The 11782-nt window shown below is 70.3% G+C and carries 8 protein-coding genes and 2 pseudogenes; 2 read left to right on the top strand and 8 right to left on the bottom strand.

Features of this window, described 5'->3' with window-relative positions:
- Nucleotides 1–129: 129 nt before the first annotated feature.
- The 7 genes and pseudogenes from B277_RS20470 to B277_RS04015 form a co-directional block, all read right to left on the bottom strand.
- On the bottom strand, nt 130–672 hold the full coding sequence (locus B277_RS20470) for a DsbA family protein (RefSeq protein ID WP_238148151.1): 543 nt from the start codon (nt 670–672) through the stop codon (nt 130–132).
- A 108-nt stretch (nt 673–780) separates the two neighbouring features.
- Nucleotides 781–1883 (bottom strand): annotated as a pseudogene (gene nhaA / locus B277_RS20465) (Na+/H+ antiporter NhaA); the annotation flags it as partial.
- A gap of 254 nt (nt 1884–2137) precedes the next feature.
- The gene (locus B277_RS04035; RefSeq protein WP_083853632.1) at nt 2138–3406 is read right to left on the bottom strand and encodes a glucose-1-phosphate adenylyltransferase family protein; all 1269 of its coding nucleotides are present in this window, start codon (nt 3404–3406) and stop codon (nt 2138–2140) included.
- A 339-nt stretch (nt 3407–3745) separates the two neighbouring features.
- Nucleotides 3746–5818, bottom strand: a complete 2073-nt coding sequence (locus B277_RS04030) for a 3-hydroxyacyl-CoA dehydrogenase NAD-binding domain-containing protein (protein WP_007925446.1) — start codon at nt 5816–5818, stop codon at nt 3746–3748.
- A 2-nt stretch (nt 5819–5820) separates the two neighbouring features.
- Complete coding sequence (locus B277_RS04025; RefSeq protein WP_040880764.1) at nt 5821–7032, bottom strand: thiolase family protein; 1212 nt, start codon at nt 7030–7032, stop codon at nt 5821–5823.
- A gap of 422 nt (nt 7033–7454) precedes the next feature.
- Nucleotides 7455–8396 (bottom strand): annotated as a pseudogene (locus B277_RS04020) (HRDC domain-containing protein); the annotation flags it as partial.
- 86 nt (nt 8397–8482) lie between these two features.
- The gene (locus B277_RS04015; RefSeq protein WP_007925433.1) at nt 8483–9064 is read right to left on the bottom strand and encodes a DUF3000 domain-containing protein; all 582 of its coding nucleotides are present in this window, start codon (nt 9062–9064) and stop codon (nt 8483–8485) included.
- A gap of 58 nt (nt 9065–9122) precedes the next feature.
- Between B277_RS04015 and hemE the strand changes: the two genes are divergently transcribed.
- A complete protein-coding gene (hemE, locus tag B277_RS04010) occupies nt 9123–10190 on the top strand; it encodes a uroporphyrinogen decarboxylase (protein ID WP_007925431.1) in 1068 nt (355 codons plus the stop codon).
- Here the strand turns inward: hemE and B277_RS04005 are convergent.
- The gene (locus B277_RS04005) at nt 10177–11091 is read right to left on the bottom strand and encodes a DUF4349 domain-containing protein (RefSeq protein ID WP_083853631.1); all 915 of its coding nucleotides are present in this window, start codon (nt 11089–11091) and stop codon (nt 10177–10179) included. The genes hemE and B277_RS04005 overlap by 14 nt on opposite strands.
- 99 nt (nt 11092–11190) lie before the next feature.
- Between B277_RS04005 and B277_RS04000 the strand changes: the two genes are divergently transcribed.
- On the top strand, nt 11191–11782 hold a 592-nt coding region (locus tag B277_RS04000; protein ID WP_007925428.1), incomplete at its 3' end, for a protoporphyrinogen/coproporphyrinogen oxidase.

The following is an 11782-nucleotide window of genomic DNA, read 5'->3' as shown; positions in this document are numbered from 1 at the left end:
GACCGGAAACCGCAGACTGGCAGCCGGGCCAGCGTCGTACCTGCGACGCCTTCCGACTGACCTCTGGCAACCACGTCGCGGCCGCCGAGGTCGCGAGAGAGCGAGTCAGCGGTGTCGTCCCGATCCATCTCAGACAGAGGCCACCTGGGTTCGTGTGCCGCGCCTGCTGGACTCGAGTGCCGCAGTCAACGTCCGGGCGTCATAGTCGCCCAGCAAGCGGCGACCTTCGACGAAGAAGGTTGGAGTGGCGTGGGCTCCGCTGTCCTGGGCGCTCACGAGATCGCGGTTGACTCGTTCTGCGACAGCCTCGCTGTCCATGTCCTGTACGAAGCGATCGACGTCCAGTCCGAGTTCGTCCGCGTAACCAATAAGGTGCTCTCGCTCGAGCGCGTCCTGATGGGTGAATACGAAGTCGAGCCACCGCCAGAACTCGCCCTGGTTCGCGGCTGCTTCAGATGCTTTTGCAGCCAGCGGCCCATGTGGGTGGTGGGGAAGATGCCGCACGACGTAACGAAGATCGTCACCGAACTGCCCCCTCAGATCTTCCCAGGAGCCAGTGGCGTGTGCACAGTACTCGCACTCGAAGTCGATGTATTCGACCAGCGTCAGCTTGGCGTCCTCCGGGCCGCGGATGTGGTCAACTTCGGGGTCGACTGCGGGGTCGAGCACCATGGGGAGATCTGCACTTTCCTCGCCCCACCGCTGAGCGGCGATCTTGAATATCAACCAGCCCAGGGCGACGGCGAGCACCAGGGACACCAGCACCCCAAGCGTCGCCTGTCGCCCGAGGTCGGTTGTCGAGCCGAAAGCAAGTCCGATGATGAGCAGAGAGACGGTGAACCCGATGCCTGAAAGTGCTGCACCGCCGAAGACGCTGCCCATACCCACTCCTTCCGGGAGTCGACCAAGGCCCATCCTGACCGCGAGGAGAGTGGCAACGCCAATTCCGACAAGCTTGCCGATTACGAGGCCAGCAATGACCCCCAGGTCACGGATGATCCGAAGGAATCTGCCAGGAGTCCACCCCTGAGGTCGACGCCGGCATTGGCGAGAGCGAAGATCGGCACGACAAGCAGTGCAGTGGGGCGGCGAAGGACTTCATGCATTCTCTCGTTCACCGAGATCCCCCGCGCCAGGCCACGGCTGACACTGCGCGCCGACGCGGCGCTGGGCGACTGCCAGAAGTCACGGAAGAACTGGCGGGCGGCAACTACCTCGTGGCGCCGCGTGGGGTAAGCGGGGATCAGTAGACCGGCGAGCATGCCGGCGAGTGAGGCGTGCACCCCAGAAGAGACGGTGGCGAACCACATGACAATCACAAGGATCACATAAGGTGCGGCATTCCACTGCCGTGAGCGGCCGAGTCCCCACAAGCCTATGAGGCAGGCGAGAGCGATCGACAAGGGGACAAGCTTGATCTGATCGCTATAGACAATTCCAATGATCGATACCGCTAGGAAGTCATCGACCACTGTCAGGGTGAGGAGAAAAACACGCAACTGGCCAGACAGCCGTGGACCCACTATGGCGAGTGCGCCCAGCATGAATGCTGTATCGGTGCCGACGACAGCACCCCATCCGCCAAGTCCGCTACCGCCGGACACGCTGACGACAAGCACGTAGACCAGAGCCGGAAGAGCGACACCTGCAACTCCAGCCATCACAGCGAGTTCAGCACGGCTGCGATCCCGTAAAGACCCGTGCGCGAACTCCTGTCGAACCTCCAATCCGACAACAAAAAAGAAGATCACCATCAGGCCGTCGTTGATCCAATGGTGCAGATTCATATGCATGCCGGCGGGACCGACATCGAAACCGACTTCCTGATGCCACAGTTCGAAATAGCTTTCAGACAACGGCGAGTTCGCCCAGACGAGCGCCATGACGGTCACGAGCGCCAGAAACATCGCCGATCCGGACTCCGTCCGTAAAGTGCGTGCAATGTGACCGGGACCTAGGCGACCTGCTGCCGGTTTTTGCATCCGGGGAGTCTACCTAGAGCCGCCCCGTGAACCCTTCACTGCTCGCGTGAGCACAGGCTTCACGAAGAGTCCCAGGGTCCGCGCACGGGCCAGTGACGACACCTGCCCTACGGCTGAGTCCACGACTCAGGAACGCCGAAGGAGTGGGGGCTCGTTCAGCTCGCAGTGGTGCCGGGCTCGAGGCGGGCTCCAGGCTCGAGGACGACCCCCTTCGCCACGTGCGACTCACGACCGACGAGCACGACGGCGGAGTCCGAGGGCGGCCAGCGCTTCGGCTGGGCCCCGACCTGCGCGTCCTCGCCGACCCGGCACGAGTCGTCGACGACCGAGGCGAAGACCTGTGCACCGGACGCGACCCGCACCCGGTGCATGAGCACCGAGTCCTCGACGACCGCACCCGCCTCGACGACGCAGCCCGGTCCGACGACGCTGCGGCGCACGGTGCCGTGCACGTGCGACCCGGGGCTGATCATCGAGTCCTCGACGACGCTGCCCGCGTGGATCATCGGCGGCGGCATCTCCGGCGACCGGGTGAGGATCGGCCACGCCGGGTCGTCGAAGACGTCGACTCGTGCGCGCAGCAGCTCGCGGTGCGCGGCGAGGTAGGCGGAGGGGCGGCCGAGGTCGCGCCAGTAGCCCGTGAGCGCGTACGCGTGGGTCTTCCCTCCCTCCACAAGCCGCGGGAGCAGGCGGTCGGGGAAGTCGCCGATCCCCTCCGTGAGCCCGGGGTCGGCCTGCGCCCGTTCGTGCCGGATCGCGTCGAGCGTGCGCAGCAACACCTGGACGTCGTAGACGAAGATCTCGGCGGCGATCGTCCCGTGTGGCGGGGCCGTGGGCTTGTCGGTCAGCCCCTGCACGACGCCGTCCCGGCCGACGTCGACGACCGTCTTGTGCTTGGCCTGCGCGAGCGGCACCTCCACGGTGACGATCGTGGCCTCGGACCCGCGCTCGAGGTGCTGGGCGACGACGGCCCGCATGTCGAGGCGGTAGACCTGGTCGGCGCTCGTCACGACGACGACCTCGGCGCCCGCCTCACGCAGCTGGGCACCGATCTTCAGCAGGTCGTCGGCGTTGCCGGTGCTGAAGCCCTCGGACCCGCTGGCCTGCCCTTCCTCCGGCACGAGCCGCCGGTAGCCGCCGCGGGTGCGGTCGAGGTCCCAGGGCCGCCCACCGGCGAGGTGGCGGTCGAGCGAGGACGCCTCGTACTGCACCGAGACCCACACGTCAGGGATGCCGCTGTTGCCGAAGTTGCTCAGTGCGAAGTCGACGAGCTGGTAGCTGCCGGCGAAGGGGAGGGCGGGCTTGGCGCGCTCACGCGTGAGGACGTCCATCCGGGAGCCCTGACCGCCCGCCTGGACGACCCCGACGATCTTCGGGATGCGGGAGAGGGGGACGACGCTCGACATACCCGGATCCGCACTCATCTCATGACGTCCCCTCGTGACAGCGTCTAGGTCGAGATGCCCATCTGGACCTCATCACCACATCCCATGACAGCGTAAGCATCGCACGGCTTGAACTGTGCCTGGACCGCGTCGGGGGTCGGCCTGGTCGTTCACCGCGTGCAGCAACCCCTCGACCCGGACGGCGCGGCGTCGCTGGTCACCGTCAGGCCCCTCGGCCCTTCGTCACGTCGAACGACCGTGGTCCTCGCAACTCCTTAGACGCAGGAGTTGCGAGGACCACGAGAAGCGAAGGTCGTCGTCGGGACCTCCCCTTCGACATGCCGGAAGCCGGTCAGGCCTCGTCATGCTGCCAACGCATCAGGCCGGGACGCTGGCCACACCCTTCGGCAGGAAGCGCTGCCCGGTGACCTTCTCCGAGACGCCCTCACGGTCCAGGAGCGGCGTGAGGCCACCGTTCCAGAACTGGAAGCCGGCGCCGGTGATCATCGCGAGGTCGATGTCCATCGGGGCTTGTGCGACACCGTCGTCGAGCATCGTGCGCACCTCCTCGGCGAGGACGCCGAGGACCCGCTCGCGGACCTGCTGGGCGGTGAGCTCGACCGGCGACTCGGGGGCGGTGAGCAGTTCGGCCACACCCTCGTCGTCGTAGGAGCGCTTGCCGGCCTCGACGAGCGCCTTGAGGTTGGGCGAGACGTAGAAGCGCTCGCCGAGCTCACGGTGCAGCGTCTCGCTGTTGTGCAGCGCGATCGCCGGGCCGACGAGCCCGACGAGGACCAGCGGCGGCATCGGGGCCAGGCCCGCGATGCCCTCGTTTGCGACCTCGACCGGAGTGCCCTCGTCGACGATCTTGGAGAACTCGCCCATGAAGCGGCCGAGCAGTCGGTTGGCGATGAAGGAGGGGCTGTCCTTGACGAGGATGCAGGTCTTCTTCAGGCCCTTGCCGGTGGCGAAGGCCGTCGCGAGCGCCGCGTCGTCCGTCCGCTCGCCCGGGATGATCTCGAGCAGCGGCATGACGGCCACCGGGTTGAAGAAGTGGAAGCCCACGACCCGCTCCGGGTGCTCCAGGTCTGACGCCATCTCGGTGATCGACAGCGACGAGGTGTTGGAGGCGAGCACGCACTCGGGCGTGACGACCTGCTCGACCTCGGCCCAGACCTTCTTCTTGACGCCCAGCTCCTCGAAGACGGCCTCGATGACGAAGTCCGCGTCGGCGAAGCCCTCCTTGCTCGTGGAGCCGGTGATGAGGGCCTTGAGCTGGTTGGCCTTGTCCTGCGTGATCTTGCCCTTGGCGAGGGACTTGTCGATCTCGCCGTGGACGTAGGCGACGCCCTTGTCCACGCGCTCCTGGTCGAGGTCGGTCATGATGACCGGCACCTTGAGCGAGCGGATGAAGAGCATCGCCAGCTGGCTGGCCATGAGACCGGCGCCGACGATGCCGACCTTGCCGACCGGGCGGGCCAGCGACTTGTCGGGGGCACCCGCCGGTCGCTTCGCGCGCTTCTGCACGAGGTCGAAGGAGTACAGGCCGGCGCGCAGCTCGTCACCCATGAGGAGGTCAGCCAAGGCCTCGTCCTCGGCGGCGAAGGCGGCGTCGCGCTCAGCGGTGCGCGCGGCCGTGACGAGCTCGATGGCCCGGTAGGGCGAAGGGGACTTCCCCGCGGTCTTCGCGTCGGCCAGCTGCGTGGCGGCCGCGGCGGCGGCCTCCCAGACGGCGGCGTCGTCGCTCACCGGCTCGCGCTCGACCTTCGTCTCGCCGGTGAGGACTCCAGCCGCCCAGATGATCGACTGCTCGAGGAAGTCGGCCCCGTCGAGGAGCGCGTCGGCGAGGCCGAGCTTCGCCGCGGCCGGGCCGTTCAGCATCCGGTTGGTGTTGAGCGGGTTCTCGACGATGACCTTGAGGGCCTTCTCCGGGCCGACGAGGCGGGGGAGCAGGTAGCAGCCGCCCCAGCCGGGCACGAGACCGAGGAAGACCTCGGGCAGCGCGATGGCCGGCACGGCCTTGCTCATCGTGCGGTAGTCGCAGGCCAGCGACAGCTCGACGCCGCCGCCCATCGCCGCGCCGTTGACGAAGGCGAAGGTCGGCACCGGCAGGTCCATGACCGCCGCGTAGGCGGCGTGGCCGGCGCGGGCGATCTCGAGGGCCTGCTCACGGGAGGCGACGCCCGGGACGCCGGAGAGGTCGGCGCCGACGGCGAAGATGAAGGGCTTGCCCGTGACGGCGACGGCGACGATCTCGCCGGCCTCCGCGCGCTGCTGCAGCGTCTCGACGGCGGCGCTCAGACCGGCCATGCCCTCGAGGCCGAAGGTGTTGGGCTTGGTGTGGTCGTGGCCGTTGTCCAGCGTGATGAGGGCCAGCGTGCCGCCGTCGGCGGGGAGCTGGACGTCCTGGACGAGGGCGCGGGTGACGACCTCGGGCTTGGGCTCGCTCATGCTCAGTTCTCCTTGCCGTAGTCGGCGTGGTGCGGGTTTTCCCAGATGACGGCGCCACCCATGCCGATGCCGATGCACATGGCGGTCATGCCGTAGCGGACGCTCGGGTCCTCGGCGAACTGGCGGGCCAGCTGGGTCATCAGACGCACGCCGGAGGAGGCCAGCGGGTGGCCGGTCGCGATGGCACCGCCGTAGCGGTTGACCTTGTCGGAGTCGTCGGCGATGCCGAAGTGCTCGAGGAAGGCGAGCACCTGCACGGCGAAGGCCTCGTTGAGCTCGAAGAGGTCGATGTCGTCGATGGTCAGGCCGGCCTTGGCCAGGGCCTTCTCGGCGGCGGGGACCGGGCCGTAACCCATGACCTCCGGCTCGACGCCGACGAAGGCGAACTCGACCAGGCGCATGCCGACGGGCAGACCGAGCTCGTGCGCGGTCTCCTCGGCCGCGAGGATGCAGGCCGTCGCGCCGTCGTTGAGGCCGGCCGCATTGCCGGCGGTGACGTTGCCGTGCGGGCGGAAGGGGGTCTTCAGGCCCTTGAGGGACTCGAGCGTCGTCTGCGGGCGCGGCGGCTCGTCGGCGGTGGCCAGCCCCCAGCCCTTGTCGGCGTGACGGGTGGCGGTCGGGACGAGGTCGGGCTGGATCTTGCCGTCCTCGTAGGCCTGGGCGAGCTTGCGCTGGCTGTTGACCGCGAACTCGTCCGAGCGCTCCTTGGTGAGCGTCGGGTAGCGGTCGTGCAGGTTTTCGGCCGTCTTGCCCATGACGAGCGCGGAGGGGTCGACGAGCTTTTCGGCGACGACGCGCGGGTTGGGGTCGACGCCCTCACCCATGGGGTGACGGCCCATGTGCTCGACGCCACCGGCGACGGCGACGTCGATGGAGCCGAAGGAGATGGCGCCGGCGATGTTGGTGACCGCGGTCATCGCGCCGGCGCACATGCGGTCGACGGAGTAGCCGGGGGTGGTGTTGGGCAGGCCCGAGAGGAGCGAGGCCATGCGGCCCAGGGTCAGTCCCTGGTCGCCGATCTGGGTCGTCGCGGCGATGGCGACCTCTTCGACCCGCTCCGGCGGCAGCTCGGGGTGGCGGCGCATGAGCTCGCGGATGCAGTTGATGACCAGGTCGTCGGCGCGGGTCTGGGCGTACATGCCCTTCTCCCCGGCCTTGCCGAACGGCGTGCGAACGCCGTCGACGAAGACGACCTCACGTGAAGTGCGGGGCACGGTGGGCCTCTCTGTCGTGGTGCAGGAGCAGCCGGGTGGTTCCACCCGACACCTCTGAGGCTACTAAGCGCTTGCTCACCTGCGACAGATGCGCCTCGCGTGACCCCGCCCACGTTCCCCGTCCGGCCCGCTCCCTGAGGAGGCCGCCTGCGGCCGTCTCGCCCATCCGCTCTCTGAGGAGGCCGCCTGCGGCCGTCTCGAAGGGAGGTCAGGCGTCGGGGTGGGCGGCGAAGGCGTCGGCGAGCATCGGGGCGACGATCTCGCGCTGCCAGGGGCGCACGCCGTGCTCGGCGAGGGCCGCGGCGAAGGCCTCGGGGGTGCGCTCGGCGGGCGGGGACCACACGGCCCGGCGCAGGGGGTCGGGGGAGCAGGACGTTTTCGATGGGGATGGTGTGCTCGGCGGCGAAGTCGCCGAGGGCCTCCCGGGTCTGCGTCAGCCGCTCGGCCGCGAGGGGGTCACGGTTGGCCCAGGACCGCTGGGGCGGGGGACCGTCCGAGCGGACCGACGCAGGCGGCAGCTCCGCGTCGGGGAGCGTGCGGGCGCGGGCGACCGCGTCGAGCCAGGCGCGCTGGTTGCGCTGGATCGCCCGGTGGCCGCGGGGCAGGTCACCCGGTCCGCTCGGGTTGGCCTGGGCGATCTCGACGAGTGCGGTGTCGGGGATGACCCGGCCGGGCGAGGTGTCGCGGTCGCGAGCGATCCGGTCCCGCTCGTACCAGAGCTCACGCACCGTCGCGAGGACCCGCGGCTGGCGGATCTTGTGCAGGCCGGAGGTGCGTCGCCACGGGTCCTCCTTGACCGCGGGGCGCCACGACAGCAGCGCCTCGAACTCCTGCCGAGCCCACTCGCTCTTGTCCTGCGCGGCCAGGTCGATGCCCATGAGGTTGCGCACCTCGGTGAGCACCTCCACGTCGAGCGCGGCGTAGCGCAGCCACGGCTCGGGCAGCGGCCGGGTGGACCAGTCGACGGCCGAGTGCTCCTTGGCCAGGCTGATGCCGAGGTAGTGCTCGATCACGGCGGCGAGGCCGACGCGAGGCAGGCCGAGCAGCCGTGCCGCGAGCTCGGTGTCGAAGATCTGCCGGGGTCGCAGCCCGAGGTCGCCGAGGCAGGGCAGGTCCTGCGTCGCGGCGTGGAGGATCCACTCGCCGGTGCCGATGGCCCGGTCGAGGGGGGTGAGGTCGGGCAGGCCCACGGGGTCGATGAGCCACGTGCCCGCGCCCTCGCGGCGCACCTGCACGAGGTAGGCGGCCTGGCCGTAGCGGTAGCCCGAGGCCCGTTCGGCGTCGAGCGCCACCGGGCCGTACCCCTCGGCGATGGCTGCCGCGCAGGCGTCGAGCTCGGACTCCTCGGTGATGACGGCGGGCACGCCGTCCGCGGGCTCGCGCAGGACGGGCAGGGGAGCGGGCTCCTCCGCGGTCGGTGCGCTCTCGGTGTCGTCCGGTGGTGTGCTGCTCAACGGCGCCGCCCCGGCAGGGCCACGACCCCCGAGGGGAGGGGCGGCAGACCACCCACGGTGCCGAGCATGTCGACCCAGGCCTCGAGGTGGACCCCGACGGCCGGGCCGGCGGGCGTCCACGACGCGCGGATCTCCATGTCGACGTCCGGCTCACGGTCGTCGAGGTCGCCGAAGGACTCCGACACCACGCGCGTGACCGTCCCGGCGAGGTTGATCGGCTCGATGCCGTGCGACTCGAGCGCATCGGTCAGCCACGACCAGCCGACGGCACCGAGCATCGGGTCGCTCGCCACCTCGGCCTCGAGCTCGGCGCGGGCGAAGGTCACGACCCGCCAGGCGCCGGACCACGGCTCGGGCTCCGAGGGGTCGTGCAGCAGGACGAAGCGACCCGTGGCGATGTCCTCGTCGTCGCTCGGGTCGACGATGTCGGCCGTCATCGCGACGGAGTGCGGGGCGAGTCGGGAGGGAGCGGGGACCTCGGTCAGCCGCACCTCGGGGCGCAGGCGCGCCTCGTGCAGGCTGCGCAGGGCGTGCGCGAAGTCCGCAGACTGCGCCTCGGAGAACTCTCGGGTGGCCACCCAGCGAGAGTAGGTGCGTGCGGGTGATATGCGCGGGAGGGCACGCCGAAGCCGGCCGATGCTCCCGTGGGAGGATGCGGCCGTGACGAACTCCGCCGACCCCTCCCACAGTCCTCTCGTCCGCGCCGCGCGCGGTGAGTCCGTGCCGCACACCCCCGTGTGGTTCATGCGGCAGGCCGGCCGCTCCCTCCCTGAGTACCGCGAGATCCGTCGTGGCACGGACATGCTCGAGGCCTGTCGCACGCCGGACCTCGTCACCGAGATCACCCTGCAGCCGGTGCGTCGTCACCGCGTCGACGGCGCCATCTTCTTCTCCGACATCGTCGTGCCGCTCCAGGCGGCCGGGGTCGACATCGACATCGAGCCTGGGGTGGGCCCGGTGCTCGACGAGTCCTTCGCCTCCCGCGAGGACCTCGAGCGCATCCCCGTGCTGACGCCAGACATGATCCCCGACATCGCCGAGTCGGTCCGGCGGATCGTCCTCGAGCTCGGGGGCACGCCCCTCATCGGCTTCGCCGGTGCCCCCTTCACCCTCGCGTCCTACCTCATCGAAGGGGGTCCCAGCCGCAACCACGAGCTCACCAAGTCGCTCATGCACGGCGACCCCGAGCTGTGGCACGACCTGTGCACCCGCCTGTCGCAGATCTCCGCGGCCTTCCTCAAGGTGCAGGTGGAGGCGGGGGCGAGCGCGATCCAGCTCTTCGACAGCTGGGCCGGCTTCCTCTCGCGCGCCGACTACCGCGAGTACGTCCTGCCGCACAGCCGCGCGACGCTCGGCGCGCTCGCCGACGCCGGGGTCCCGCGCATCCACTTCGGGGTCGGTACGGGCGAGCTGCTCACCGACATGGCCGGTGCGGGCACCGAGGTCATCGGCGTCGACTACCGCGTCAACCTCGGTGACGCCATCGCCCGTGTCGGTGGCGACCAGCCCGTCCAGGGCAACCTCGACCCGGCGTTGCTCTTCGCCCCGTGGGAGGTCGTCGAGCGCGAGGTGCGGCGCATCCTCGACGAGGGACGCGCCGCACCCGGCCACATCTTCAACCTCGGCCACGGGGTCCTGCCCGACACGGACCCGGTCGTCCTGACCCGCGTCGTCGAGCTGGTCCACGAGGTCAGCTCCCGGTAGCCGCCCTCGCGGTCCGGCGCCGGCGGCGCAGCCACCAGCCGAGCGGTGCCAGCACCACGGCGAGCACGACGGCGAAGGGAGTGACCGCGCCCAGCACCGTCAGCGCCACCGTCATCGAGTCGGTGAAGGCACCCCAGCCCGCCTTGAGCCCGGCCACGAAACCGGTCGCGTCCTCGGGCTCGTCGTCGGCCTCGGGGCGCTCGGTCGACAGGCTGACCGTGATGGGGGCGGTGGCCGTGCGCTTCTCGAGGGCCTTCTGCTGACTCGTCATCGACTCCAGATCGGCCTCGCGGGTCGCGAGCTCGTCCTCGAGGGTGACGATCTGGTCGAGGTCCTCGGTGCTGTCGATGAGCTTGCGCAGGCGCTCGACGGCCTTGGTCTTGGTCTTCACCCGCGCGGCGGTGTCGGTGTACTGGGCCGTGAGGTCCTCGGCGCTGCTGCTGCGCTTGGTGACCTCCCCGATCTCCGACAGGTCGGTGGTCGTGGAGTCCAGCTTCGTCACGGGGACCGTCACGGTGATCTCGGCCCACGCGCGACCGCCGGGGTAGGTGGCGGTGCGGGAGTCCTCGGAGGAGACGTAGCCGTCGGCCGTGCGTGCCGCCGAGCGCACCTGGGCGGAGGCCTTGTCGATGTCGTCGACGGTGATGGAGAGGTTGACGGTCCGGGCGACCTTGGCATCGGTGGGCGCCTGGCTGCCGCTCGAGTCCGTGCTGCTGTCGTCGGAGTCCTGCCGGGCCGAGCCCGGCTCGGCGCTGCCCCCGGCGGACTGCTCGGAGGCAGCGGTCGTCGACTGCGTCTGCGGCGCGTGGTCGCTGCTCGTGCGGTCCCCGCCGCTGCACCCGGCGAGGGCCACCCCGCTGGCCGCGAGCAGTGCCGCCCACCTCATGTGCGTCCTGGTCATGGTCCTTACTCCCTGCTCTGCGCCGGGCCCCTCCCGGCGTCGTCGAAGGGTCTGACGGCGGCGGGAGGCGATCGGTTCCCTCGTGGGAGAATTGGGTCCATGGGTCACCGGGTCGTCGTCGTCGGGGGAGGGCTCGCCGGCCTCGCCACCGCCCACCACCTGCTGCAGGGTCACCCCGGGCTCGAGATCACCGTGCTCGACGGGGGCGACCGCTTCGGCGGCAAGGTGCGCCAGCACGACGTCGGTGGGGTGAGGGTCGACGTCGGCGCGGAGTCCGTCGTCGCCAGCAGCGTCGCCGCCCGTGACCTCTTCACCGACCTCGGGCTGGCAGAGCAGGTGGTGCACCCCGAGCCGGTCCCCGCCGCCATCTGGTCCCGCGGCCGGCGCTGGCCGGTCCCCGGCCGCACCTTCATGGGGGTGCCAGGCCCGGGCAGCGACCTCACCGGCCTGCTCGACGAAGGGGAGGCCGCCCGAGCCGCGCAGCCGGCCCCCTTCGTCCTCGACGAGGGGGACCTGACGGTCGCCGACGCGGTCGGCCGGGTGTGGGGCCGCGCTGTCGTCGACCGGGTCGTCGAGCCGCTGCTCGGTGGCGTCTACGCCGGTCGGGTGGAGCGGCTCTCGCTGCGCTCGACGATGCCGGCGCTGTGGGCGGCCCTGGCCGCGGGCGGGCCCGCGGACCGTGCCGTGGCGG

This window comes from Janibacter hoylei PVAS-1, assembly GCF_000297495.1.
Lineage (GTDB): Bacteria > Actinomycetota > Actinomycetes > Actinomycetales > Dermatophilaceae > Janibacter > Janibacter hoylei.
This window is presented reverse-complemented; position numbering and strand designations above follow the sequence as displayed.

Bases quoted from the DNA above. Each gene is read 5' to 3' on its own strand.
- B277_RS20470 (WP_238148151.1), bottom strand. From the start codon at position 672: ATGGTGCTCGACCCCGCAGTCGACCCCGAAGTTGACCACATCCGCGGC.
- B277_RS04035 (WP_083853632.1), bottom strand. From the start codon at position 3,406: ATGAGTGCGGATCCGGGTATGTCGAGCGTCGTCCCCCTCTCCCGCATC.
- B277_RS04030 (WP_007925446.1), bottom strand. From the start codon at position 5,818: ATGAGCGAGCCCAAGCCCGAGGTCGTCACCCGCGCCCTCGTCCAGGAC.
- hemE (WP_007925431.1), top strand. From the start codon at position 9,123: ATGCTCCCGTGGGAGGATGCGGCCGTGACGAACTCCGCCGACCCCTCC.
- B277_RS04005 (WP_083853631.1), bottom strand. From the start codon at position 11,091: ATGACCAGGACGCACATGAGGTGGGCGGCACTGCTCGCGGCCAGCGGG.